The sequence below is a fragment of the Dyadobacter sp. UC 10 genome, from assembly GCF_008369915.1.
In the GTDB taxonomy this organism is placed as follows: Bacteria; Bacteroidota; Bacteroidia; order Cytophagales; family Spirosomataceae; genus Dyadobacter.
In genome coordinates this window covers 6,252,708-6,278,751 of record NZ_VSRN01000001.1, presented here as the reverse complement: position 1 = coordinate 6,278,751, position 26,044 = coordinate 6,252,708, and the positions used below count along the sequence as shown (strand labels likewise).

Annotated in this window: 18 protein-coding genes; 8 read left to right on the top strand and 10 right to left on the bottom strand. The window is 45.3% G+C overall.

Annotation, left to right across the window (positions count from 1 at the left end):
* Positions 1-190 precede the first annotated feature (190 nt).
* The 5 genes from FXO21_RS25950 (at position 191) to FXO21_RS25930 (ending at position 9,305) form a co-directional block, all read left to right on the top strand.
* Positions 191-3,085 (top strand): T9SS type A sorting domain-containing protein, encoded by a 2,895-nt coding sequence (locus tag FXO21_RS25950; RefSeq protein ID WP_149642815.1) that lies wholly within the window; start codon positions 191-193, stop codon positions 3,083-3,085.
* Between the two features lie 125 nt (positions 3,086-3,210).
* Positions 3,211-3,723, top strand: a complete 513-nt coding sequence (locus tag FXO21_RS25945) for a VOC family protein (protein ID WP_149642814.1) — start codon at positions 3,211-3,213, stop codon at positions 3,721-3,723.
* A gap of 51 nt (positions 3,724-3,774) precedes the next feature.
* A complete protein-coding gene (locus tag FXO21_RS25940) occupies positions 3,775-4,269 on the top strand; it encodes a hypothetical protein (protein WP_149642813.1) in 495 nt (164 codons plus the stop codon).
* A 388-nt stretch (positions 4,270-4,657) separates the two neighbouring features.
* Entirely contained in the window at positions 4,658-8,371 is a 3,714-nt protein-coding gene (locus FXO21_RS25935) for a choice-of-anchor Q domain-containing protein (RefSeq protein WP_149642812.1), read from the top strand.
* Between the two features lie 346 nt (positions 8,372-8,717).
* Positions 8,718-9,305, top strand: a complete 588-nt coding sequence (locus tag FXO21_RS25930) for a helix-turn-helix domain-containing protein (protein WP_149642811.1) — start codon at positions 8,718-8,720, stop codon at positions 9,303-9,305.
* A gap of 266 nt (positions 9,306-9,571) precedes the next feature.
* Here FXO21_RS25930 and FXO21_RS25925 read toward each other — a convergent pair whose 3' ends face one another.
* From FXO21_RS25925 to FXO21_RS25880, 10 genes are all read right to left on the bottom strand, one after another.
* On the bottom strand, positions 9,572-10,243 hold the full coding sequence (locus FXO21_RS25925; RefSeq protein WP_149642810.1) for a metallophosphoesterase: 672 nt from the start codon (positions 10,241-10,243) through the stop codon (positions 9,572-9,574).
* A gap of 21 nt (positions 10,244-10,264) precedes the next feature.
* Positions 10,265-11,821, bottom strand: a complete 1,557-nt coding sequence (locus tag FXO21_RS25920) for a RagB/SusD family nutrient uptake outer membrane protein (protein ID WP_149642809.1) — start codon at positions 11,819-11,821, stop codon at positions 10,265-10,267.
* A 20-nt stretch (positions 11,822-11,841) separates the two neighbouring features.
* Complete coding sequence (locus tag FXO21_RS25915; protein ID WP_225865925.1) at positions 11,842-13,098, bottom strand: TonB-dependent receptor domain-containing protein; 1,257 nt, start codon at positions 13,096-13,098, stop codon at positions 11,842-11,844.
* Positions 13,099-14,395: 1,297 nt separating this feature from the next.
* Complete coding sequence (locus FXO21_RS25910) at positions 14,396-15,055, bottom strand: hypothetical protein (protein ID WP_149642807.1); 660 nt, start codon at positions 15,053-15,055, stop codon at positions 14,396-14,398.
* Between the two features lie 688 nt (positions 15,056-15,743).
* On the bottom strand, positions 15,744-16,478 hold the full coding sequence (ubiE, locus tag FXO21_RS25905; RefSeq protein ID WP_149642806.1) for a bifunctional demethylmenaquinone methyltransferase/2-methoxy-6-polyprenyl-1,4-benzoquinol methylase UbiE: 735 nt from the start codon (positions 16,476-16,478) through the stop codon (positions 15,744-15,746).
* A 94-nt stretch (positions 16,479-16,572) separates the two neighbouring features.
* A complete protein-coding gene (locus FXO21_RS25900; RefSeq protein WP_149642805.1) occupies positions 16,573-17,406 on the bottom strand; it encodes a helix-turn-helix domain-containing protein in 834 nt (277 codons plus the stop codon).
* A 10-nt stretch (positions 17,407-17,416) separates the two neighbouring features.
* On the bottom strand, positions 17,417-17,875 hold the full coding sequence (locus tag FXO21_RS25895) for an LIC_13387 family protein (RefSeq protein ID WP_149642804.1): 459 nt from the start codon (positions 17,873-17,875) through the stop codon (positions 17,417-17,419).
* A 701-nt stretch (positions 17,876-18,576) separates the two neighbouring features.
* Positions 18,577-18,951: a nuclear transport factor 2 family protein gene (locus FXO21_RS25890; protein WP_149642803.1), complete on the bottom strand. Its 375-nt coding sequence runs from the start codon at positions 18,949-18,951 to the stop codon at positions 18,577-18,579.
* 149 nt (positions 18,952-19,100) lie between these two features.
* Positions 19,101-20,840 carry a serine hydrolase domain-containing protein gene (locus tag FXO21_RS25885; protein WP_149642802.1) on the bottom strand — a complete coding sequence of 580 codons (1,740 nt, stop codon included), beginning with the start codon at positions 20,838-20,840 and terminating at the stop codon, positions 19,101-19,103.
* A 683-nt stretch (positions 20,841-21,523) separates the two neighbouring features.
* Positions 21,524-23,023 (bottom strand): alpha/beta fold hydrolase, encoded by a 1,500-nt coding sequence (locus FXO21_RS25880; RefSeq protein ID WP_149642801.1) that lies wholly within the window; start codon positions 23,021-23,023, stop codon positions 21,524-21,526.
* A 66-nt stretch (positions 23,024-23,089) separates the two neighbouring features.
* Between FXO21_RS25880 and FXO21_RS25875 the strand changes: the two genes are divergently transcribed.
* The 3 genes from FXO21_RS25875 (at position 23,090) to FXO21_RS25865 (ending at position 25,960) form a co-directional block, all read left to right on the top strand.
* Positions 23,090-23,860 (top strand): helix-turn-helix domain-containing protein, encoded by a 771-nt coding sequence (locus FXO21_RS25875; protein ID WP_149642800.1) that lies wholly within the window; start codon positions 23,090-23,092, stop codon positions 23,858-23,860.
* A gap of 160 nt (positions 23,861-24,020) precedes the next feature.
* On the top strand, positions 24,021-24,497 hold the full coding sequence (locus tag FXO21_RS25870; protein WP_225865872.1) for a VOC family protein: 477 nt from the start codon (positions 24,021-24,023) through the stop codon (positions 24,495-24,497).
* 86 nt (positions 24,498-24,583) lie between these two features.
* Positions 24,584-25,960, top strand: coding sequence for a sulfatase (locus tag FXO21_RS25865; RefSeq protein ID WP_225865871.1), 1,377 nt, complete (start codon positions 24,584-24,586; stop codon positions 25,958-25,960).
* Positions 25,961-26,044: the final 84 nt, after the last annotated feature.

Here is a 26,044-nt window from a genome sequence, read left to right as displayed (position 1 = left end):
TAGAGCCAGACCTGTAAACTTCAGAGAGAATATTAAAAAAAGTAAAGCTTTTGGGCGCATTGAATACGAACGGATATGTATCGCTGGGCGACCATTTGTTACAAAATTGATAGTATTTGATATCAGCGTTATAATTTTTCATTTGTCAAAATAGGTGTTTTGCAGAACCTCAAATCAATCATCTGATGTTATGAAAAACCTCTATTTTTTAATTGTTTTTATCTTGTTGCATGCAGGAGCTGTCCATGCACAATGCCCTCCGGAAGGAAGTGTGTCCATCATCGGGCAGGCTGGTGTGGCTCATTATACAGCCAATTATAGTAATTGTAGTGCGCTGACAGGGAACTTGTATGTTAACGACATAGACGCTACCAACCTCTCATTTTTACAAAATATTGAGAGCGTTGGAGGTTTTGTCCGGATTACCGACTGCAAGAATTTAACGAGTTTAAACGGTTTGCAAAAGCTGGGGTCGGTGGGGGGGGAGCTGACGCTTTCCGTTCACCCCCTGCTGACCAACCTCGACGGACTAAGCGTGTTGACGAGCGTAGGCGGGGACTTTTCTTTGTATGGCCTTCCGTTGGTAGCCAACCTGGATGGACTTAATGCGCTGACGTCTATTGGAGGCGGGTTATCCATTGAAATGCTTCCGCTGATTACCAATCTCGATGGACTGTCTAACCTCACGTCTGTCAGTTCATTTGTGAATGTGGTAAATAATACGTCGCTTTTCGACTGTGCTATTTCTATTCTGTGTCAGATAGTGACCGATGGCAGCATTCCTGTCAACTTCAATGGAAATGCCCCTGGCTGTGCCGAGGCAGAAGATGTGACGACTTTATGCAATACTCCAGGCGACGGCTGCGCATCCGAAGAGGTAACGATACTAACCGATGAAGACATTGCCGATTTTACCCGGCTTTATGGCGCTTGTACCACTATTTTAGGAGATCTGATTGTCAAAAATGTATCCGATCTTTCCTTTCTGAGTAATGTGACTGTCGTTACGGGAAATGTGAGGATAGAAGAGTGCCCCGAATTAATCAGCCTGAATGGTTTGCAGCGTCTGAGGTCGATTGGCGGGGAGCTGGCGATGGTGGATCTTCCTCTGTTGACCAACGTCAATGGGTTAAGTGCATTGACTGGTATTGGCGGTGGATTTGGATTGGTCAGGCTCCCGCTTGTAGCCAATTTGGCCGGGCTGGACTCGCTGACTAGGGTTGATGGCATGTTTTCGTTGGATAATCTGGCCAGCCTGGCCAATGTGGATGGACTAAATGCGCTCACGACAGTAGGGGGTAATTTTTGGTTGTATGACCTTCCAAACCTGAGCAGTCTCGATGGACTAAGCGCATTGGCGAGTATTGGCGGAGACTTTTCTTTGTACAGCCTTCAGTTGGTAGCCAATCTTGACGGACTTAATGCATTGACGTCTATTGGAGGAGGTCTCTCTGTTGAGATGCTTCCATTGATTACTAATCTCGACGGATTGTCTAACCTGACATCCATTAGTTCGTTTGTTAACGTAGTATATAATGAGTTGCTCTCCCGTTGTGCTGTATCCATTCTGTGCCAGAAGGTGACCGATGGCAGCATTCCTGTCAACTTCAATGGAAATGCCCCGGGCTGTGACCGGGAACAAGATGTGCTTGCTGCCTGCAATGTTTCAAGCGACGGCTGTCCTCCAGGAGATATCACGATACGGAACGATGATGACATTGCGATTTACAACCAACTTTACAGTTCCTGCACTTCTTTACCGGGAAATCTGACTGTCAGTAATGTATCCAACCTTTCCTTTCTGAGCCACGTGACTGCCGTTGCAGGGAACGTGAGAATAGAAGATTGTCCTGATTTGACTAGCCTGAACGGTCTGCAGGGACTGGAATCGGTTGGCGGAGGACTCCTGCTAAGTACGCTGATGGCTCTTCCGGGTTTGAGTGAGTTGGAAAACCTTAAGGCCGTCGGAACGGAGGGATTGACCATTGCCTTGCTTCCCCAACTTACCAGCCTTGACGGTCTGGAACAGCTGACATCACTTGAAGGACAATTTTATTTGTATAATCTGGAATCACTTTCAGATATAACTGCCGTGGATAAGCTAACTACCGTCGGCGGAGATTTATCCTTTTATGCTTTACCGTCGCTCTCAAATCTTGACGGTTTGAATGCGCTGACTTCTGTCGGAGGAGAAGTTGCTTTGTATGCTTTGCCTTCACTCTCGAACCTTGAAGGCTTAAATGCGGTGACTTCGATCGGGGGGAACTTCTATATGTACTACCTTCTCTCACTTGGGAACCTGGACGGGCTGTCTAACCTGACTTCGGTTGGTGGAGGGTTATCCATTGAAAGCGTTCCGTTAATCACGAATCTCAACGGATTAAGGAACATTGACTTGTTAGGAGATTGGGTGACGATCGAAAACAACGATTCGCTTGCTTCTTGCGCGATTGCAACTATTTGTGAAAAATTCGCTGATACCAACACCGCCTTCACAATCAATAATAATGCTGCTGGGTGTTCGGATACAGATGAAATCCAGACTGCCTGCGCTGCGCTGCCGGTTACGCTTGTTGAATTTGAAGCAGGCGAAACCGAGGAAGGGGTGCTGCTGAGCTGGCGTACAACCATGGAAACCAACAGTGACAGGTTTGAAATTCAAAGAAGCCATAATGCGAAGGAATGGTCCGTGGCTGGCATCGCTGCGTCAAGAGGCGAAAGCCAGGCCATCGTTACCTATCAGTTTATCGACCGGCAAATGCTTTACGGGCACCTTTATTACCGGCTGAAGATGATTGATCTGGACGGAAGTTTTGCTTATAGTTCGATTGTCAGCGTCTTGGTTGATTCTGAAAAAGGGATGGTGTTTCCCAACCCGGCTACGGAGATATTGAACATCAAGGCCAACGATTTGAGTCAGATCAGCCGAATTACGATCGCGGATCTTTCCGGCAGGAGTGTGTATGCTTCCGACACGGCTGTTTCATCTATTTCTCTGAAGGGTTTCAAGCCGGGGCTTTACCTGATTACCATCAGATACATAGGAGGGCAGATTTACAATGACAAGGTGGTGGTAAATAGGTAGTGCTGCCGAAAATGCACATTACAAAATATTTCAAATGGTCCCTTCTGATCAGGTAGTGATGTTAAAATTTTCGACAATACTAATCATACGAATAGGTAACCTCAGTCACAAAATCAATCATTGTCATGTACAACGTAAGCGAAAACTACCATGCTCCGACGGAACTCCGCATCGGGCATATTCATCTGAATGTTTTTGACCTGGAACGCTCCATTGCCTTTTACCGCGACATAATGGGTTTCGATCTGTTGTTCAATTTCGGAACTGCCGCATTCCTTTCGGTCGGGGGGTATCATCATCACATTGGGCTAAATACCTGGAAGTGCGAAGCCGGAGAAGCTCCGGCGAGAACACAAGTTGGATTGCACCATTTCGCATTAAACTATCCGACAAAACGGGATCTGGCCCTTGCCTTAAAGCGACTGAGGGAAAAAAACTATCCAGTTGACGGTGCCAGTGATCATACCAGCCATATCGCGGTTTATCTGGCCGACCCGGACGGAAACGGGATCGAACTGGCTTGTGACCGAGACCAGAATAGTTGGAAATTACTACTGGACCAGACATTAAGTGTTGAACAAATGAGAGGGCTTTTCGAAGTCATTGACCTGGATGACCTGCTGAAAGAGGCGGGATAAGCCGGGTGTCAGGCAGTGCTTTTAACAGCATCCAAATAAAATCACATATTCATGTATTTACAAAAACACTCCCTATATCACGTTCGTTTTCACAAAAACCCGATGAAATGCGATCAGGCCGGAATATTGGGACTGGGCGCTGGGGGGCTCGCACCCGGGTTGCAATACCCCCAGGAAGCTGTTAAGCATCTTCATTACAATATTGAACAAATGCATCGCAGGTCCCGTAAACACGGAAAGGTGATCGGGAACATCTGGAACTACAAAACATTTGACAACTATAAGGGACTGTGCAGGCAACTTATGGAAAAGGTATTTATCTGGACTTTTTTGCAATTGGGCTTCCACCGGTTCAAAAGATGGGAGGTATTGGTTATGAGTAGTTTTGTTGTCACTTTGTTCGGAATAGTATACGCCGGTATTCTCTTGATGGCGCAGCTAGTTACCCTGCTTGTAAAACCTCCAATTAGGTTTATGGGGCTGGTTATGATCGTATTTTACAATGCCTTCATGTTCAGCTTCGGACTTGGAAGCAGGCATTACTAAATGCCCGGCAAGATGGTTTGTTTATTTCCGCGGTATCCTCTTTCATTCCCGACCGCGCCGTTTTCGCTTCGGCCAGCCAGAGATTGATGGGCTGTGGTTCATCTGTTCGCCGGTGTTTGACAGAGTGATTTTGTTGGTAGCTAAGAAGTTTTAACCCGCCCGCCGGGCATTGGGAGAGAGGAAGAAGAAAACGGAAGTTTTCCTCTTCAACACTGCAGTTTAAAGAATTTTGTTACAGAATTGACAGCATTTGATACAGGATTTACAGTCATTATACTTTGTCTGTCAGAACTTTGTGATCTGTTTGTGACGAGAAGAGGTGGCTTTTAGATCGCCAATTTTTCTCGTCAGAGAAATACATATCGTACCAACCCTTGAAAGTTTTTCTATGGAAATTTTTATCAATACTGGTCAAAGGACCTACAAAATTCCATTTTTCTTCCCTTTGTGTTTCCGCAATTTGGTGGTTGGGAAAATGATATCCTTTTTGCTGGTATCCCTATTGCTGACATTTCAGACGGCTTACAGTCAGCGGGTCTACTTCCACGATTTTGCCAATTCCGATTTATCGTTGCCTGGTACCCTCGATGCAAACCTGACTGCTAGCTGGCATTATAGCGAGGGACCTTACAACAGCAGAGATGGTCTGTATTTTTTTGACGCCATCGGGGATCTTGCTATCGCGCTGGGAGGTCAGCCCAACCATAAATATATACTGGCCGTTGAAGTAGATGAATATCACCAGCTCGACATTTCGAAAATAGCGTTCAATAAAGTAACCAACGGCACTGCCGCAACCTTTCAGATCAAAGTGAACGGGGAGAACTATGGAGATAGCCGGTACTTTGACCGGCCGTCAGCTAGTGATCTGAATACGCCTTTTGAGCGATCCAAAACGATAACAGGGCTTACCGGGAGGGTAAACATAGAAATAGATGTAACTATACAAGGGGCTTCGGCTATTGATGATTTCACTGTCGAAGGCAGCCTGAGAGCTTATGACCCTTCTGCCGAAATCACCCCCGATTCCAAAGGTATTGTTTATGTGGATGATGATGCGGGCTTCAGAGGAGATGGCAGCAGCTGGGCAAACGCGACGAAAGAACTGAGATATGCGCTTGCCGCGGCTGGCAGCAAACCGGAAATTAAACAAATATGGGTAGCCGAAGGTCAATACCGGCCCTATAAAAACGAGTCGTTTTCCTTGGTAAACGGAGTACAGGTATACGGGGGCTTTGCAGGCGATGAAGAAGAGTTTTCCGAGCGCTTCTATACGTCAACATTAACAGGAAGTGGCAGCCGGGTCCTTCATAATGTCAATGTTGACAGCACAGCCGTGCTGGACGGCTTTGACATCCGGGAGGGGAATGCCGGCACAGGCAACGGGGGAGGGATATATAATGAAAACGCCTCTCCCCAGATACGACAATGCGTCATTGCGGGAAACACAGCGGCGAACGGGGGCGGTATTTTCAATAACAATAACTCCTCGCCCACGCTATTGAATTGTATCTTCGATCAAAATAGCGCAAATTATGGTGGCGGCGTTTACAGTTTTGATTCCTCGCCCTCCGTAATTAACTGTAAGTTTTTGAAGAATACCAGTAATAGGGACGGCGGGAGCATTTATAATAATGGAAGCGCTGCTCCGCAGGTAGTCAATTGTACGATCACCGGGAATATTGCCAATGAAGACGGCGGAGGGATTTACAACCGGGGCAGTTCCTCGCCCTCGATACGCAATAGTATTATCTGGAATAATAGTTCCGGTATTGTTAGCGAAGCGGGGGCTTCCCCGGATATCTCGTTCAGTCTGTTACAGGAAAACCATGACGGCGAAGGCAACTTTGTTGCAGATCCTTCATTCCTGAATAGTGGAGAGCAGGATTTCCATTTGTCGCCCTGCAGTCCGGCCATAAACAAGGGAAATAATCAATATGTATCCGAAGTAGCGGTCGATCTCGAAGGTCTTCCAAGAAAACACGATAATGTGGTTGACCTGGGAGCCTATGAATTTCAGGACTATCATGTGACTTTTCGGACACTGTACGTCAATGGCGGCGTGTCGGACAGTGGTGATGGGTCGAGCTGGGCGAGCGCCTTAAAAACGGTCGACGAAGCGCTTTTGCTTACGTCTTCATGCCAGGGTGGTATCGATAGTATCTTTGTGGCCAAAGGCACCTATCGCTCCGAATTCGGCGAGGCGATTTCCATGAGAAACGGTGTGAAGATCTACGGTGGTTTTGCAGGAACAGAGCGATTCTTATCAGAACGGGACCTTTTTGCCCGGCACACCACTATTTTGAGAGGAGACAATAACAGTGTTATCAGTAACTATCAGGTTGACAGCACCGCAGTGCTCGACGGCTTTACAATAAGCGGCGGCAACACGTTATACGGGGGCGGGATGTTTAATGAGGAATCCTCTCCGGTAATTTCCAATTGTATTTTTACAAACAATCGCGCTTCGGAGGAAGGCGGAGGGATGAGTAATTTGGGGTCTTCTCCGACCATCATCAACTGTATTTTCTTCAATAACGAAGCGGAAGAGAATGCTGGAGGGCTGTATAATTCGTTCTCAAATCCAATCATCGTAAACTGTACTTTTTATGGGAATTATGCCGGTGATTATGGCGGGGGTATTTTTAATTATTCTTCTTCCCCCCAGTATATTAACTGTACTGTTGCAGATAATGAAGCCAAGCAAGGAGGAGGGGTCTTTAATGATGAGTTTTCTGCCGCTGTATTGAATAATTGTATCGTTTATGGCAATAGCAATGGAATTGGAAATTTGGGTTCTCTCACTTTTAAGTACAGTCTGGCAGAGGGGCTTTCGAATACTGACGACGGTAATATTGACGGAAACACAAATCCTTTATTTGTGAACGCCTCCGGCGGAGACTACCGCCTGCAGCCGTGCTCGCCGGTAGTCAACCGGGGCGACAATGCGGCGCTTCCTGCTGGTATCCAAACTGACCTGGCGGGTAACTCCCGCATTTACCGCGCGAAAGCCGACTTTGGCGCCTATGAATACCAGGGACTGTTTATCAAAGGAAATATAGATGCGGATGGTGAAACGGTCATTTTACCCATCACGGCAGGTGTAACCTCCATTATCAAAGATTGCGAAACGATCGCTATGGTTGAACCGGCGAGCAACAACGGCGTGGAAGGCAATATTAGGGCTACCGTTTACCAGGCTTCGGATAAGACAATCCGTTCTGGCAAGGCGGTTTTCGTGGCGCGTCACCTGGATCTTTCTCCCACAATGAATGGGGCCGCCCGGGTGACCCTGCTTTTCTCGCAGGAAGATTTTGACCATTATAATAGCGATTATGGTACAGCCAACAATGCTGCATTGCCTGAAAACCTGAGGATTATACAGTACCACGGTACTAGCATTTCAGGGGCGCCGGAAAGCTATTCCGGTGCCAGAGAAGTCATTAACCGGGATCAGTTGGATGTAGTCTGGGACGATGTTCTGGATCTTTGGAAAGTATCTTTCGCAATAACGGGATTCAGCGGCTTTTTTGCGACGGGGCAATCCGACGAGGCGCTTCCGGTTAAGCTGTTGTATTTCCGGGCAGACAGAGAGGAAAACGGAGCAAGGCTCCGCTGGCAAACTACCGAGGAAACAAACAGTGACCGGTTCGAAATAGAGCGTGGCACAGACGGCAAAACCTGGAATAAAATTGCAGAAGTAGCCGCAAAGGGTGAAAGCAGGAGGCCGGAAAATTATTCCTTTTTAGACCATCTTGCCGATTGTTCTCCGTCGTCTCTTCAATACTATCGGCTAAAAATGATTGATTCTGATCAAAGTTATGCCTACAGTAAGGTAGCTGCTGTACAGATGGAGGCCCTAACTATGTCCGTTTCCATTTATCCCAACCCCGCACGCAGGGAAATAAGCATCAATCCGAAAGGAATGGGGGCCCGCATTGAGGTTGAAATTTATAATATGACTGGTATCAGAGTTTTTGAAAGAGGCCTGCCCGGTACGGGGGTTGGCAAATTTTCCGTTGAAAGTCTGCCTGTCGGAATTTATACCGTAAAGATAACCGGGAATGGTCGCAGTTTGACAAAAAAGCTAGTGAAGGAATGAAAGTTAGAAAGCGATTTACACATGTTTTATCTTTGTCTGTACATACTGCTGAGCAATTGATATAAACTTAACATTGGCTCTTGCGCATCTGCACTAAAAGACGAAATACGCCACACCATTTGTATGTTAATGCTTTCAGAGGTAATGTCCTGCACAAATAGCACATTGTAAACGTCAATAAAAGACACAACGGGCCGTAGGCTGTCTACTCATTTTGAAATTCTTATTTCTCATCAAATTATTGTTCATTTACTTGCAAAGCCGCAAAACTAACTGAGGTTACAATACGAATCTTGACGGGTATTTCTAAACCGGTCGCTGAACTACACTTAATGCCTTAAACCCCATGGGTTATCCGGGGCGGAACTATTTTGGGCTTCGTTTGCCGCTTGTCCTGGTGAAAGTACTGTATACTTTACTGTCCTCTATTAGCCAGTTGGGACCTGGCTATAAGTACGAACCCAACTTAAAAGTGAAAGAAATCCTGACAATAGACAACCAAATAGCTATCAGGCGATCGATTGAATCGATGCTTCGAAGGCAATTCGTGTACTGCAAATTTTACGGAGTCAGTCAGTCCAATGCCTTGGGGTTTATAAAGGACAAGCCTGGTATCAAACTGATCTTCTATGACCCGGTCTTGCCCAATAACAGGAAGGCTTTTGAGAATTTTATAAAAATCCGGGCACTGTTACCTAATTCTAAAATTTTGCTACATTCTTATAAGCCTAATACTGAGTTCGATCTCTTGGCTTTCCTGGCAGCAGGTGCCAGCGGTTTTGTATATAAAGACGCTGATAAACGCCAATATCTGGCCGCGATTGCGACCGTCATGAATGGACAGACCTATATCGATCAGGAGATTAAACCCGATCTGATCGGCTTGCTTTTACGAAAACACAATGCAAACAGTATGCATTCATCTTTTACCTAACTATCCCCAGGAACGGAGAGCGGGTCCTAGTGCTCTGGACGTATGTAATGAACCGAACGTTATTGGCAAAGATCAGTGCGGTTTTGGTGAAGCTGGTGGGAACGAGCGATCGGTCGCGATGTACAGCTTTTGAGATCGGCGATTGTGGGGTTGCTCAGCGTAATTCGTTTTAGGGTATTGCTTGGCAGCCAAAAGTAAAAACTGCATTTTTGCCAAAAATAGGTGGCCAGTAGGCCACACACCTCTGATTGATTAACCAGCATTCTTCAAAGGAAGAAACTGACCCTTTTCCGGATTTGTATAAAAGTCGATATAACTTGAGCAAGTTTCTGACATTGAATTGGGGTGTCCAAAAATCGTTTGTTCTTCGGGAAAACAATTATTTGGGTACAAGGGAACGTATCATAGGAATCATATTCAATGTAAATGACTATGAAATCCGTTCCTGAAGCTGAGAATAGATCGTAGTGGCAGTCGTTGTCTTTCCCAAAATGCCCGCCGTAATAAGGCCTGCCCTGGAAATGATCTACGCCGAAATATTTATTGAAATGAAACGTGTTGCCCGTCAGTGCGAACTGGCTCGGCGATTGGTCGTGGTTCCCTACTGCAACTCCGTAGGGAACGCCGTAAGGCATTCCCGGCAACGGATTTTCCAGCACGTACATCGCGTTTTTTGCATTAACCCACTGCTCTGGCTTGCTATCTCCCTTATCCACCACATCGCCCACATGAATCACATAGGCAATGTTTTCCTTTTCCTGGTTAGCCACGATCCATTCAGTTTGAGCCACGAAGAAAGCGTTTTTGCCGCCCCGGCTCTCCTCGGTGTAATATTGGGTATCAGGGATGATTGCAATGGAGAAATCCTTCTTCTGGGCAAATGCAGCTGTGCTTAGTAAGAGCAATACTGCCATCACATTTAAAGATCCTTTTTTCATATCAGTTAAAACTTGAATCAATTAATAACCTGCATTTTGTGTCAAACCCGGATTAAGTTCTCGTTCCGACTGAGGAATCGGTAGCAGGAGCTTTTCCGCCGTTACCTGGTACGAATCGCTGCTCAGATAAGAATACTGCTTTTTAAGTTCAGCTCCGTGGGCATTCATCACTTCAATGGCTTTGCCGGTACGCACCAGATCAAGCCAGCGGTGGTTTTCAAAAGCCAGCTCAATACGCCTTTCGTGCGCGATCGTTTCGCGTAATGCTGCCTGCGCAGTTTGCGTCACATTCGCAAGCCCGGCCCGCGTCCTGACTTCATTCAAGGGAGCCAATGCTTGTGCCGATTTTCCCTGTTCGTTGAGCGATTCGGCCAGCAGTAGCAATGCATCCGAATAGCGGTAGATCGGCCAGTTGTTGTTTGTGTTGTTTGGATTGGAATGTGGCCCGAGGTATTTTTTGATAAATGGCACACCCGTTTTCCCTGCCTCCGGAACATATCCCACTGCACTTTTGCTGGCAGAGATTGTCAGGTAACCACTCGCATTATACGTACCTTCCGCAATTCCGATGGACACATCCAGACGCTTATCGCCTGTTTCGTAAGCTTTGATCATGTCCTCGGTCGGGGTGTTCCATCCGCCGGTCCCGGTATTGTTGGTTGCCACTACGGTAGAGCCGAATGTGGTAATAATGCGCGAGTTGGTTGTTCTGGGCAGGAAGTAGTAAATGAAATTGCTTGGCTGCGAGCCTGCTGCGGTTCCTTCCAGGTACTGCACTTCAAAAATCGACTCCTTGCTGTTTTTGTTGGTAACCGAGAATGCGTCCGCATAGGCAGCGTTCAGTCCATAACCCATTGCAGGCAATGTGTTGAGCAATTGCTCGGCCTGCGCATATTTCTTCTGCGTCATATAAACCTCTGCCAGCAACATGGTAGCTGCCCCTTTTGTAACCTGGCCATTTTGCGGGAAACGGGCCGGCGCAGCCAGTTTGGTCATCGCATCGGTCGCATCTGCAATAATCTGGTTATAGACAGACTCAACAGGCGAGCGGTCGACAAATGTGTCCTCCACTTTCACGATTTCCTTCAGATACAGAGGCACCTCCCCATAGTACCTGACCAGAAGGAAATAGTTGAATGCGCGCAGGAATTTGGCTTGCCCGTCGATTTCCGCCTTGGCCGCATCGGGGATATCAGCCGCAGCAAGCCTTTCAATGACAATGTTCGCCTTGGATATACCGCTGTAACAATGGAAGTAGACCGCATTTGTATACGAGTTGGTCGACTGGTCGGTAAAGTCACCAATATTTTCGCGGTGGACAATCGCGGTTCCCCGGTCGTTTGCGGCGAATTGATAATGCGTATTGTCCGAGCGCATTTCGCTCACATAAAAATCATTGATCAGCAGATCCCGGAGCGGCACGTACGCCGCAGTCACCGCCTGTCTGAATTGGGATTCGGTCTGAAAAAATGTGCCTGCCGAAAACTGGTCTTTTGGCGTAAGTTCGATGAAGCTGTCATCGCAGGAGGTGGCGACAAACCCTAGCAGGCAGAGCATTGCCAAATATTTCTTTTTCATATATTTTGAATTAAAAATCATCATTTAAAAGTCATTGAAACACCCAAGGAGAATGTTCTTGGGATAGGGTAGGCATTCTCATCGATCCCGATCCCACGGGTTGCATCCAGTCCGTCGAAGCTGATCTCAGGATTCATGCCTGTGTATTTGGTAAGCACAAATGCCTGCTGAACAGACGCGTACAAACGCAGTTTTTGCAGTGCAAGCTTTCCCTTCATATCGACCGTGTAGCCCAGAGAAATGTTTTTCAAAGTCAGGTAAGTGCCGTTCTCAACCCATTGGGTATTGACCGACCGACCAATCGCCGTTGTGCCGGTTTTAGTCCTCGGATACACGCCTGATCCAGGGTTTTCAGGTGAGCGCCAGCGATCAGCTACGGCGGCAAGCGGCAGGCGCGAACCATCCATATTGGTTGAATAGGCCCATTTGGCAGCATTCAGTATTTCACCGCCTACTGCGCCCGACATGGTCATGCTCAGGTCAAAGTTTTTATACTTGAAATCGTTGATAAATCCGAAGGAAAAGTCAGGGGTCGGATCGCCGATGAAAGTCCGGTCGTTTACGTCATCGATCTTGCCGTCTTTGTTCAAATCCCTCATTTTGATCGTTCCTACATCGGAAGCGCTTCCGTATTTTGCCGAATTGGCGAAGTCTTCCTGGTCTTTATACAACCCTTCAAAAACAAAACCGTAAAACTCGCCCAGCCTGTGGCCTGCCTGCTGCCGGTAGTAGTCGGACGTCACTGTATTGTTCCTGCGGATAAAGCCCGGGTCTACCAGCGATTTGATGATATTGCGGTCAAAAGAAACATTCAACGTTGAATTCCAGGTCAGCGGGCCGGTCAGGTTTTTAGTGTTAATACCAATTTCATGGCCCCAGAATTTAAATACACCGACATTATACTTAATCGTTGCAAACCCGGATGCCCTCGGGACCGGCCGATCCTGGATCAGTCCGTCGGTGATCTTGTTGTAATAATCGTAAGTAAGCATCACGCGATCATTAAATAGCCCCAGGTCAAGGCCCACATTGAATTGCTTGTTACGTTCCCAGGCCAGATCAGGGTTACCAAGTGCATTGATCGTCAGCCCCGGTACGAGCACGCCATTCAGGATGTAATTGAATTCGCCCAGACCAGCCATGGACACGAAGTTGCCGAAGAAGTTGTTTCCGGTAACCCCATAACTTGCCCGTAGTTTAAGCAGGCTGATTTTCGGGATTGCCTGCATAAATCCTTCATCGCTCACGACCCAGCCTGCTGACACCGAAGGGAAAATATCTTCTATTTCTGGGCGGGCAAAAGAAAATTGGTCTATATCCTGGTACTGACGTAGACACTTTTACGTCAGTGATACTTCTAGACAGTGACCTCGACGGCAGAATCTATTGTGACTCTTCGGTTTTGAATTCAGTAATTGATAACGCGCCCTATTTGGAAAATGACCTCTACATTCAGGATAGCAAAATTTTTGCTCGATCATATGAGGGTGAGAGAATTGTAAACTTAGACACGGTACATCCTTTGTACAAATGGATTACTCAGCAATAGCTTCCTATTCACTGGCGCAGAATTTACTTCTTCCGCGCAATCGGCCAGATGTACAATTGTCGGACAATTGAATCTGGCCGCCCAATCGCTCCTAAGTCGCTGGCGGAAGAGTTTATAAATTTCCTATCTTTGAACCAATTGCAAGCCGATCACCACACTTTGGTGAGTAACAAGGTGAGTATAAGATTCAGCAGGACATAAAGCTTTGATAAGCAATTTGTTACTTCAAAAAGTATGATCCCAGCGGGATCACTTGAAGAACTAACAAAAAGCATCAAAGTCTGCAAATCAACAGATTAGCAGGCTTTTTTGTTTGCCGGTTATGCCAAAATATTCAATTTTCCACAAATTTTTGGTGCGTAATCCGGTGAGTTCGAAGATCTGCAATTTTTACTCACCAGAATCGCTACAGCTTATTGGATAACAAGATGTTTACGTAGTAAACATCTTGTGCTGATTAGGCTTGCAAGACTACTTTTGTTCAACTTTTTAACCTTAGCCTTATCGATTTTCGACTTCATATCGGGTCTGAGCTCCGGGTCATTTGATGGCAAATCCTGTTTCAGATAAACGGTATCGGGACCAGCAGTCTTGATAGAAAAAGTGGTCGTAAAAGTGTCACTAAATGAAAAGTCTAATTCTGGTAAAACTTTTACTGAATCATCATCAGTATTAGCGTAGCTGTAATAAATCGAACCGCTAATAAGTAAAATAGCGGAGAAGTATAATCTCTTAAGTAGTGCCTCCAAGACAAAATAGGACATGTTTGTAAGTATAGACAATTTTAATCTATGACCAACAAAATAGCAAGTAACACAGAGCGAAGAATGCTTTTCTGACAAAGCAAGATTCGGAATTGCTGCGATTTAATATGATTTCGAAAGTTATTAAAATTTATGAAGCTGACGTATCGTTCAGATCACTTCCAATGTAGCTGGCAAGATCCCAGTACTACTTTTTTTACGAGGCAATATTGCTGCCGGGGTATTAGCACGTCCGGGAGCAGTGGTATCTGAGGGATGATACTAGTAGCCATCATATTCGCCAACAGCCTTAACCATTTCCGACAATGTTATCTTGTCACCCTTGAAATTGTCGAAAGTCTCACTTTGCATTTCGCCTAATGCTTTTTGTACCGATTTTTTTGATAAACGCACTATCCGCAATGTACCATCTTCCAACTCAATGAAATAGCGTTCTTGCCTTATATATGTGCCGTCATTTAAATCACCCGTTTCATATGGCCTCCGTTCGGTTGCTCTCAGACTTATTTTGAGTTGTGACAAAACCTTCGATCTGCCCGAATACAGCACCATATAATATTCCTTTTTACCTGAATGATCAGATCTACTTATAAATCGCCTGGTGCCTATTGTAAAAATATCCGGAAAAATTGCCAGTTCGGTTGAATCATTTCCCAGGCGACAGAACACCTGATTCGTTGCCAGATTGAATGCTATTTTACAATGCACTTTATGTTTACTGCCCCTATATTCCAATATGCCATCCTCATAGACAGGATATGATAAATAGGGGCTTCCTGTGTAAACAACCGTTGTTTGAGTCTGGCCTTTATCAGGTCTGTTTATCAATAGTTCGTGGCTGGGAAAATACCATTTGCATATTGTTATTAGAGAACCGAATTGGTTTTTCGAAACTAAACACTGGCTGTAACTGCCATGCATTATATTCAGTATAAGCAAAGCTGTTACCAGTAGACTTTTTCTGGAAGTTCTGCCAATGTTAATCATATAACGTTGCGTGAATTGATAGACGTCGGGGGTATATATTTTTTGAGTTAGCCCCTTTTCATTCTAATTATCAATACCGCCTTTTTCATTGGAATATTGATAATATTTATGGGAGCCTACTATCTTTTAAGTGAAGGACTGTTCATTAAATTATTTTCTGCTTTCCTGGTCAACGTGGTAGGCTCTTGCTTCGAAAGCAACATGTAAGAAGCTGTAACACGGCATTAATGCAAATTTAATTTTCATGGCTAATAGATCATGTAAGGTTGTTTCCACGCTTTGTAATTGAGCTTGGAACTCTTCATCCGTTTTAAGACAATTTCAACTTTTCGCGGTGTCAGATTATTAATTGCACAGGGCTGGCGAAAAATGGACTTGCTGTGGGAGATAATAACGTACAATTATATACGCACGTTGAAACGGGCTGTAAATTCTCAGCAACGATATTTGAGATGTCCAGCCTATCGGCAATACACAACTACCACGACCTGATTCGTGAGATACTCGTCAACGGGTTTATTGATGGAGAAATTGAGCATTTTATGTTATGCATAATGCTTTTCGTATAAAACTAGCACGGATGCAACTTAATGTATTGGACAAATCGGACTTCTGTACAACATTAAGAACATTTTTCTGCGACATAGATAGTTGAAATGCCAAAGACCTGGGGCAATGATTTGACAGTTTGATATCCGATCTTTCGTAAAATTGCTACTATTTCACTACCGGATTGAAAGTTAATTGCAGATTCAGCCAGATATTCGTACGCATTTTTGTCCTTTGATATCATGGCTCCTATTTTTGGGACAATTTTTTTGGTATAGAGTTTATACCCAAGCCTTATTAATGGATTAGAAGGAACAGATGTTTCCAGGATAACTAATATGCCATTGCTTTTTAGCACCCTGAATGCTTCCGAAAGGCTTCTTTCCAGATTTTCGAAATTTCTTATTCCATATGTAATAGTTGCCGCATCAAAAAAGTTATCCGGACATTTAATATTTTCCGCATCCTGTATTTCAATACGAATTTGCCGTTGTAACCCTAACGCATTGATTTTCTCCCTGGCAACTGCCAGCATTCCAACTGAGGTGTCAATCGCAAGGATGTGCCGAGCCTTGGTTTTACTCAGAAGTATGGCCATATCCGCCGTTCCCGTCGCAATGTCCAGCACGGAGTCAGGATTTCTCTGCAAAACCAATTTAAAAACCTTGTTTCGCCACCGTTTATCCAGTCCCCAGGAAATAATCCTATTCAGCAGGTCATATCTCGTTGAGATGATCGTGAACATGTTTTGAATTTGTTCACGTTTGCTTTTAATGGAAAACTTATAAGGGATTATTTGCTTATCCATTTTAGTTTAAACACAATTATTCTACTGAATTGGATTTGACGCCTCTAAGAAACATTTAGGACAACTTGATTCAAGGTCCTGGATAGAAGTGTATCTAAATGGTTTGCTGATTTCTGAACGTTTTTGAGGGAGTCTCGCAACAGAAATTTTTGAACTCTTTAATGAAATGTCCTTGATCATAATAGCCAAAATCATAATAAAGCGAGCCTGCGTCTATATTTGTCGACTCCGAGTGTGCCTTTAAATAATTTTGAAAGCGTACGACCCTGGCGAAAGATTTCGTGTTATGGCCAATATAAAAATCAAATAATCTGCGCAGGTGTCGTGTGCTTACACCCACAATTTTACTTACGTCGTTTTCGATGTTCAATGACTTTGTGTTTTTAAGTATGATTAGAATCGCTTCATAAACTCTCGGGTCAAATTCTTTCGCCATATGATGGAGATTTCGGAGGAAATATTTATCAAACACACCCCTTATTTCATGAAAGCTGTCACCCGGGCGAATGTTCTCAATTAAAAATTTCGCCGTATTTTTATGAACTGCGTCCAGGAACTCAACGCTATTACTGAGTTCTGATGCCTTGGTTTCAAATAGATATGAAAACATGCCGGGAAGAAATCTTACCCCCGCGTAATGAAAGGAACTTCCAAGCTGGTATGCGAAACACCGGTCGTAGAAACCCATCGCATAGCTTTCGTGGGGATTATTAATATCCACAAAGATATCTATACAGCCATCGGAGGCGATTTTACAGAAAAAGTCTTCTTCCAATGGTTCACGAGATTTGATTTCCCAGTAACACCATATATAAGGCTGAAGACGTACATCCGGAAGGATTTCCAGGATGAATATCTTTTCGCTTAGCGGTACGGCCTGTGGCTGCATTGGAGTGAAAAGTTCTCTTATATCGATAAGGTTTTTCATAAACCAATTTTTATCTTATGTAATCAAGGCGTTTTAATAGAATTATTGAATATCCGATTGCAAAAAATACAAGTGGTATGGCCATGCTAAGGGAAAAATCAGATATCATATAACGATTACCTATCCATACAAAAAATATGTTTGAGCAAATAGTCAAAGCCAGAATAGCGCTATTGACCCTTATAAACTCAAAGTGTTTAGTAGCCAGATATAAAGTTACAGAACCGATAAACATAAGACCAACACTGAACATCGCATTAAATCCTATCCACAACTTCCATATGACCCCGGATTCATCCATCTGAATTGTAGATGTTTTTAGCTTTTCAATTAAACCCAAATCTCTTGGATAAAGATCCGTTGAAAAAAAGGTGCCGTGTAGATGTAATATACCAAAAAATAACAGGATGACAGATGCTAATGTAAGGCAGATTCTAGCCACTCGATTTTTGTTGATTGATATTGCCATGTTTGGTGCTCGTCTTAATGTTGGCCAATGTTCATTTTGCATTCGATAGTGCCTTACAGGCACGGCTGATCCCGGATTCAACTTTACAGTAGTTGCCGACTAATCCTGCCAAACTTCCATTTTGCGTTTTGAAACGCCTTTCGGTTGCAAAGCTTAAAATAAAGTTAAAGATTCTATAGTAAAAAAGGGACAACGACAAAATCTCAGGCATAAATCCTATTTGAGAAATATGACCTGGATGTGCAGCCAGGGGCACAAGCTTTGTTCGCTCTGATAACCTGCAAAGAAAACCGGGTGGTGTTTCGTCGGATAAAGCAGGGCTGCCGAGCATTGCTGTGAAATCCAGCCATTGCTGGGGTTTCTCGCTATTGTTGGTTTCCCACCCTTGTCGGTTTCTCGCCCTTGTTGATTTCCTGCCGGTGTTGGTGTTGTCACCAACTCGCCGTTGTTGGTGTTGTCACCAACTCGCCCTTGTTGGTGTTGTCACCAACAACCGCAGGAACGGCGTAACCTAATGGTGGCAATGAGCCATAGTGAGGCCTTCTATGTTCTCCTTGAATCCGGATCAAGCAATAGGTAACCTGTTTTGCTTACTTAATTAGCTTACCGAATTGGAATGTTAAATGATTTCTAACCCTAAACTGTCAAAGTCGGCGTCAAAAGGAAATTTATTACCTCCAATCCAATGGAAGCGCAATAAATTATAATGCTCTTCCGCTTCCGCCGATTACTTTGATACCATCATCAAATCGTTTCCAAAAACGGATGTAACGAAAGCGGGCGTCGAAGGAGACATTGCCGGCTCTTCCTTTGAGTTCCATGACCAATGTGATCACTGCTGAATCATCAATAATATTCAGTTCCTCCACAGTCGCATTTATCTTATCAACCTGCAGTGCTCCATCGCGATAAGTTTGCAGATCTATTTCCTTCGTTATCACTTCACCGCTCGGAATGATAAACAACAAATCGTTATGCAGTAATGCATCAAGTTCATCTATGTCCCTTGACTTAATCGCTTCATAAAGTCGGGCCTCATTAGTCAATACGTCTTCTTTTGTAATACCCTTTATCATATTTACGTGTTGATAGGTGGCTGAGCCAATGTGGATCCACAAATCTAAATGATTCAGCGACAAATCCTGTCATGCCGTTCTGGGGAAAGCATTTCGAACTTTGGCGATTGCCGGCAACAATTTACCTGCATATTCGCTTCAAACAGCTATTATTTTTCAACCAGATCACAATCCGTAACCAAGCCGTCGGAGGTCAGATGGACCAGTATATAGGTGTCCGGCTGATTGGACTTCAATTGGTAAGTCACTATTTCGCTTACCTCGCTGTCATGGCGCTGAATTCCCCGACCTGCGACGTTTTCTGAATGAATGAAAGTTAATGATTTTAGAGTTTCCGGCTCTCGCATTCCGCCTGCAAAATCGCGTTTGGCTCCCAAAGTAAGGCCTGATGCTTCTTCTAATATTGTACCGCCTTTTACCATGGCCTGCAAAGCCGCCATGATTTTGGGTGTGCGCGACGGGTCAGGATCTGCATTGGTTCGATGACCATGGGCAAGCGGCCCGATACGTGGTACCTTTCGCTCATAATGTTGATCATTGTCTTGAAGCGTGAAGCCAGTCACATTTCCATTCGCATCGGGATTGAAGATTACAGACACATTCCGGTCAGTCGATGTAAACTTACTATTGGTGACGGGCACAAATTCCTCATCCACAAAACCATCTTCCAGGGTAAAGAGTCGCTGATTTTCAGCCTTAAAAGTGACAATTCGATTATTAAACAATTCATACCGACCTTCGAAACCCTTTAAAGTTTGGGGATCGACATCTACCGCGGCCGGTTTGGTCTTTACAGGAAATCCATCCCAGTGGTAATAGTCAGCAATAAAATCAACAATCCTGCCCATCATATGCGAGTTATCATTCGCATTGATCATGATCACAATGCCTTGTCCCTTGTCCACACTAGCGGTTAGTAATGCATCGAAACCCTCGTCGCGTCCGTTGTGACCGAAACGGAGCGTAGTACTGTCACCCTGCAAAAAAACACCAAGTCCATCCCTGTTTTTCTGATCTGTCAGCATCTGGCGGGTCATGGATTGGGATAAAACGCTTCCTGATTTTCCGGCATAAGCATTCTGAATACTGATCGCGAACCGGGCCAGATCGGACGGCGTAGTCCACAATCCCGCTGCTGCCATCTCAGGATAAATGTGCCAGCGACCTTCCACTAAACTTCGATTGTTGTAATGACCGGTTGCCGTCAATTTTGCCAGTTCCGGAGGTAAAGGTTGCTTGTAGGTACTGTTTTTCATACCCAATGGCGAAAGCACATTAATTTTCATGAATTCCGGAAAAGCAGCGCCAGTCACATCCACCATCAATTGTTGCATGACGGTATAGCCCCCTCCTGAATACCTCCATCGGGAGCCCGGAATAAAGTCTACGCGGACCGGTGGCGTATTGGCTGGGGCTGTTCCATCCAGGATCTGAAAGACCGAAGGGATCTTCGCACCCACGGCGTATCCGGGGAATCCGTGCACCGTAAGACCGGTAGTATGACTGAGTAGCCCGCGCAGTGTAACCTTTTTGTCTTTTGTAAATTCGTTATCGGGAACTTTCCAACTTTTAAGTTTTACGTTAACATCCTCATCGAGAAGAAGTTTATTCTGTTCAACCAAATACAGAGCGCCCATAGCCGCAACCGATTTACTCACCGAGCCTGCCTGAAACAGGGTGTTCGTCGTAACAGGCACCTTTCCACCCTTATCAATAAATCCATATGACTGAGCCTTCAGGATTTTTCCGTCCTGAATGATTGCCAGGGACAAGCCGGGAATACCCCGCTTCTGCATTTGGCTTCGGATAAAATCGTCCAGATCATCTGCCTGGGCGTGAAATACAACTGATAGTAAGGAAAGAATCAGAAAGAGGTGTTGGTTTTTCATGGACGCTTTAGTCGGTTTTTTTTAAAGGATTTCAACCACCGCAAGCTAGGAGTTTCTATCTTTTCGTCTGTTAATGACCTGTGAAAGAAGGTTAACGAAATGTAAAAGTTGCCGCTTCGACGGTCCGACGGTCCGACGGTTCGGCGTTCCGACGCTTCGGCGCAGGGCGGCCTGTGCCGTCTGATTTTACGGACCGCTATGGATTTTAGCCCCTACGAAGCAAGTAACTGCCTTCATCTAACCATTGTAGTTTTAAAAATTAAACCCAAAATGCAAGCCCGGTTGCCCGAAGAAGAATCTTGACCATCTATCGTCAACCTGCTTAAACGAATCAGGCATACCAACCAATAATCCATACGCAGCAATTCAGACAGAAAAAATACATAACATGCTCACCCGGCGGACAGGCCAGAGCCAAATTTCTCCAAGATTACTTCAGTGCAAAGGCGCTGTCAAAGTCACAGTACAATTGTCGGACAATTGGATCTGTCCGCCGATTCGCTCCAAAGTCGCGGGCGGGGTTTACGACGGTAAAGATTGCTCATTAATTCTCCAACAGCGTAGAAGCTCGGAATGGGCTGATCATTTGATAAAAAGCGAAAAGAGCTGGTCTGTCCTTTTGCGCAGACAAATGATGCTTTGACATATGTTTTTGGGATTGTTCCTACTTCGGAATTCACCAGTTAATAAGCGATAATGCTGTTATCTGCCGACACTATTTTCTTATAAGGATCCGCCAGAAACGCCCTCACCATCGCCCTCATCGAATTTCCGATCACGCCATGTCCTTTATTGAGGAGCAGGAAGCGTTGGCTGTTGGGCATGTAATGGCTGATGCGATCGATATACAGGGGCCTGCATGCCGGGTCCATTTCGCCATCCGCCAACAATACCGGCTTATCCGAATAAAAGGGCTGCTTTGTCTCCCGGTTTATCGGTGGTACGTTCCAGCAATCGCACATGCTTTGATAAACATCATTGATATGAAAACCTGCCAGATAAGGATATATTTTATCCAGTTCCCCGCGCACTTTCTCGGAATGGTAAGCAGTCTGGTCTGCACAGTACACCGATAGGCGCATGCCGTCCGGCGCTGCATTCCTTCGAAAAAAATCGTCAAAATAATGCCGCATGTAAGTCTGGTGCTTTCCGGCTGTCAGATCCGTAATGATCCGGGCCAGGTCTTTCCGTCCCGAATCGTCGTAAAGCTTGTCGAGCACGACACTCAAAAGCTCGTTTTTAGTATATTTTATCCGTACCGAATCCTTTGTGCCCGCTTCCAGGTAAGGCAGATAGAAAGTTTTTGTGGCGATAGAACTGAAATATTGATGGAATTGGCTTTTGAGATCGGCATGAAGCTTTTTACTGGCCGAATCCGCCGCCACCTTATCAAAATAAATATGAAGGGCCTCCATAAAATTTACCGGTTCATCTTCGTCGATGGGAACAAATGTTGGCAGCGGCGAATCCAGGATCAAAGAGCGGATGCGGGAGGGGTCACGTTGCAGTACCGCCGTCATCAGGCCGCCGCTATACGATATACCAAATAAGTTCACAGAATCGATTTTCAGAGCTTTCAGCAGGTCATGAATGTCGGACACCGTTTCGTCCGTATTATAGCCGGAAAGATCAATCCCCCTTTTTTCAAGTGCTGCCTTGTAGTTTTTAACGCCGACAATCGTCATGCTATCCTTGTCCAAATTGCGACGCGCAGCCTCTTTAAGCGCTTTATCAAGTTCAAATGTGCGCAGGTATGGCAACGCAAAGCGGGTGCCCCGCTGCTCAAATACAATACAATCCCTGTTCTCAATAATCGGGCTTTTCATGAGCCCTGCCGCTGAACCCAGGGAACTCCCACCCGGTCCGCCGCCGGTATAAAGTACCGGATCGCTGCGCTTGTTCGGGTTTTTACTTTTGACGACAATGAAGGGAAGTTTGATCAGCGTGGAATTTTTCTTTTTTCGGTTTTCAGGGACTACCAGGTAACCGCATTGTTTTTGAAAACTACTGTCAGGCAGGTCCGGTCCGGGCTTATAATGTTGCTTTACATGATCCGGTACTATCTTCAATACTTCCGGATCGATTTTAAAATCGCAATCGCAGTTTTCAATTTTAGCATGTTGTGCGCTGGCCCGATGGCCGCAAATAAGGATGATCAGGAGGTACAGGATGCGTGTTGACATACAAATATGTTTTTTTTCCAAATCTAGCTGCCGGTCAGTATATTCGTCAAGGTAAAAAACGGACAATTGAGAGAGATATTCGACCCTATCCGGGATCATTATACGTTTGCTCAGCCTTGCTGCGAGCTTGCCGATCATATTGATTTTTTCTCTGAATCTGTTGTCAATGGCTTTGAGTTTACGGTGGAAATGTTCCCGAGCTGGACACCGACGATGTACATCAACCTCGGAAGCACATACCGGATTTCCCTGAACAATTCTGCTTTTGCAATTGACAGGGACATGGACATTCTGGTGCTGAGGGATCTGCATACCACACGGCATAACCTCGCCGGCGATCGGATTTTCACGATTAAATTTAAGCCCGGCGGATTGGAAGCTATCCTGGGAATATCCCAGGTTCACATGAAAGGAAAAGTCATACCGCTGCGCTTCATTCTCCCAATGCACCTGATTGAACAGCTAAAAAACAGCTTGTCCTTTGCTACCCGCAGTAAAATTATGGAAGAGTATCTTATAGCAAAACATGAGGCCCGGTTGACGGATCATTATCTGACTTTCGTCCAGGATTTAACTGAAACATATCAAAATACCCATTTGCAATTAAACGTCAGCCAGCTCGCGGAAAAGCATTTTGTAACACCCAAGAGCGTCAACCGCTATTTTCACCGAGTTATCGGAATCAGCCCCAAAGGATATTTTTCCATACTCAGGGCCAGAACAGCGCTGACCGCCTATGTAAAACGCGAAGAATTTGATCCAGCCAAATTCGGATATTACGACAGCAGCCATTTTTACAGGGAAGCTGCAAAATTTACAGGTGTCCGGCTCGGGTGATCGGAGGCGGATGAGCAAATAATCCCCTGGTTAAGTAAATATCTCCATCGGTTTCCTCTACAACAATAAGCACACAAAGCACGCATGTTCTCCTGAAACCCGGTCAATAGGCTGTTTTTGAGCGATATTGTGTTATACGACGTGCTTAAAACGCAATGGAATGAAACAAATAAGCAACAAAACAATGGCAAAAAACAAATTGTTAAGAATGGACAATGTCGGCATCGTTGTAGAATCGCTTGACAACGCTATTTCCTTTTTCTCTGAGATAGGCCTGACGCTCGAAGGGAGAGGGACAATAGAAGGAGAATGGGCTGGTCGTGTTACCGGTCTTGGCGCTCAGCATGTGGAAGTTGCCATGATGGTTACCCCTGATGGCCACAGCCGGCTCGAACTTTCAAAATTTCTTACGCCGCCTGTCATGTCAGACCACCGGACTGCGCCTGTAAATTCCCTCGGTTACCTGCGTGCGATGTTCACAGTGGAAGACATTGATGAAATGGTATCCAGACTAACCAGGCATGGTGCTCAACTTGTCGGAGAAGTGGTTCAGTATGAAAATTCCTATCGACTATGTTACATGCGGGGAGCCGAAGGACTTCTTGTTGGGCTGGCAGAAGAAATTGGCAAAAAGTAAGTAAAATGAAATGCTGGCGGGAAATGGTTAAGTTTAGCCTTATGAGTTACAGGATATGTTTTTTATTTTTTTTAATGTTTGCCTGTATGCATGCGGGATATTGCCAGTCTTCGGAAAAACCGTTACAGATCATCCTGATTGTTGCAGACGATCTGGGCTGGAAAGATGTCGGATTCATGGGTTCCAGATTTTACCAGACGCCCAACCTTGACCGGCTTGCCAAAAAATCGGTAGTTTTCACCAATGCCTATGCCAATGCATCCAACTGTGCACCAAGCCGTGCCAGCCTGTTGACTGGAAGCCTCACACCGCGTCATGGGATTTATACTGTAGGAAGCTCCGAACGGGGTAGGTCAGAAACAAGAAAGCTGGTACCCACGCCTAATCGCACAGATCTCGATACTGCATTCGTCACCTTGGCCGAGCTTTTTCAATCAGCTGGTTATAAAACTGCATTAATGGGCAAATGGCATTTGAGCGACGATCCCAGGCAGCACGGTTTTGATATTCATAAAGGAGGCGGAAAAGCGGGCAGCCCAAAGACTTATTTCAGTCCCTATCAACTGAAATACCTGCCCGATGGCCCGGCAGGCGAAGAGCTGACCGACCGGCTGACAACGGAGTCCATTGATTTCATGGCAAATAACAAGGGAAACCCGTTCCTGCTGTATATTCCATACTTTGCAATCCATACACCGTTACAGGGAAAACCGGGCCTGGTTGAAAAATATAAAAAACAGGCTGCGGTTGACGGACAAGGTACCAATCCGCACTACTCGGCACTGGTTGAAAATATGGATGCCAATGTAGGCAGGATCATGGCGGGCATTGACAGTCTCAAACTCGAAAATGTATTGTTGATTTTTACTTCCGATAACGGGGGAATTGCTGCGCTGTCACGGCAGTGGCCTTTGCGGGCTGGCAAAGGTTCCTATTATGAAGGAGGAATACGGGTGCCGCTGCTGATTTATGACAAACAGGCTAAAATCGAGTCCGCAAAAATCGAAACGCCGGTTCAGATGATCGACTTGTATCCGACAGTGACAGCGCGCGCAGGCATTACCATACCAGCCAAAGTGACCAGGGACGGACTCAGCATTCTTTCACTCATGCAGAAAGGATCGGAGGAAAAATTTGAAAACCGCGAGATTTTCTGGCATTTCCCTGTCTATCTCGAAAATTACCAGGGCATTAAAGATGACAGCCGGGATCCCCTGTTCCGGACCAGACCCGGCAGCGCTATCCGGATCGGGAAATGGAAGCTGCTTCAGTTCTTTGAAGATGATGTCTTGGAGCTATATGATCTGGAAAATGATCCCGGCGAGCGCATTGACCTTGCGAAAGTGAATGTAAAACAGACGGCGACAATGCTTTCGGCGCTTCAAAAATTTCAGAAGAAACTGAATACCCCGATACCATCGCAGGCGAATCCGGACTATAATCCCAGGTTTATACCCAAGTAAATATCCTGTTTAATTACCGGCTACTCTAACGTTTCAATTTGAATTCAGCAATCGCCGAACATTATCTATATCTACGCCGATAAC

Excerpts from the sequence above, each read along its gene's own strand:
- FXO21_RS25950 (WP_149642815.1), top strand. The coding sequence starts at position 191 with ATGAAAAACCTCTATTTTTTAATTGTTTTTATCTTGTTGCATGCAGGA.
- FXO21_RS25945 (WP_149642814.1), top strand. The coding sequence starts at position 3,211 with ATGTACAACGTAAGCGAAAACTACCATGCTCCGACGGAACTCCGCATC.
- FXO21_RS25940 (WP_149642813.1), top strand. The coding sequence starts at position 3,775 with ATGTATTTACAAAAACACTCCCTATATCACGTTCGTTTTCACAAAAAC.
- FXO21_RS25935 (WP_149642812.1), top strand. The coding sequence starts at position 4,658 with ATGGAAATTTTTATCAATACTGGTCAAAGGACCTACAAAATTCCATTT.
- FXO21_RS25930 (WP_149642811.1), top strand. The coding sequence starts at position 8,718 with ATGGGTTATCCGGGGCGGAACTATTTTGGGCTTCGTTTGCCGCTTGTC.
- FXO21_RS25925 (WP_149642810.1), bottom strand. The coding sequence starts at position 10,243 with ATGAAAAAAGGATCTTTAAATGTGATGGCAGTATTGCTCTTACTAAGC.
- FXO21_RS25920 (WP_149642809.1), bottom strand. The coding sequence starts at position 11,821 with ATGAAAAAGAAATATTTGGCAATGCTCTGCCTGCTAGGGTTTGTCGCC.
- FXO21_RS25910 (WP_149642807.1), bottom strand. The coding sequence starts at position 15,055 with ATGCATGGCAGTTACAGCCAGTGTTTAGTTTCGAAAAACCAATTCGGT.
- ubiE (WP_149642806.1), bottom strand. The coding sequence starts at position 16,478 with ATGGATAAGCAAATAATCCCTTATAAGTTTTCCATTAAAAGCAAACGT.
- FXO21_RS25900 (WP_149642805.1), bottom strand. The coding sequence starts at position 17,406 with ATGAAAAACCTTATCGATATAAGAGAACTTTTCACTCCAATGCAGCCA.
- FXO21_RS25895 (WP_149642804.1), bottom strand. The coding sequence starts at position 17,875 with ATGGCAATATCAATCAACAAAAATCGAGTGGCTAGAATCTGCCTTACA.
- FXO21_RS25890 (WP_149642803.1), bottom strand. The coding sequence starts at position 18,951 with ATGATAAAGGGTATTACAAAAGAAGACGTATTGACTAATGAGGCCCGA.
- FXO21_RS25885 (WP_149642802.1), bottom strand. The coding sequence starts at position 20,840 with ATGAAAAACCAACACCTCTTTCTGATTCTTTCCTTACTATCAGTTGTA.
- FXO21_RS25880 (WP_149642801.1), bottom strand. The coding sequence starts at position 23,023 with ATGTCAACACGCATCCTGTACCTCCTGATCATCCTTATTTGCGGCCAT.
- FXO21_RS25870 (WP_225865872.1), top strand. The coding sequence starts at position 24,021 with ATGAAACAAATAAGCAACAAAACAATGGCAAAAAACAAATTGTTAAGA.
- FXO21_RS25865 (WP_225865871.1), top strand. The coding sequence starts at position 24,584 with ATGCATGCGGGATATTGCCAGTCTTCGGAAAAACCGTTACAGATCATC.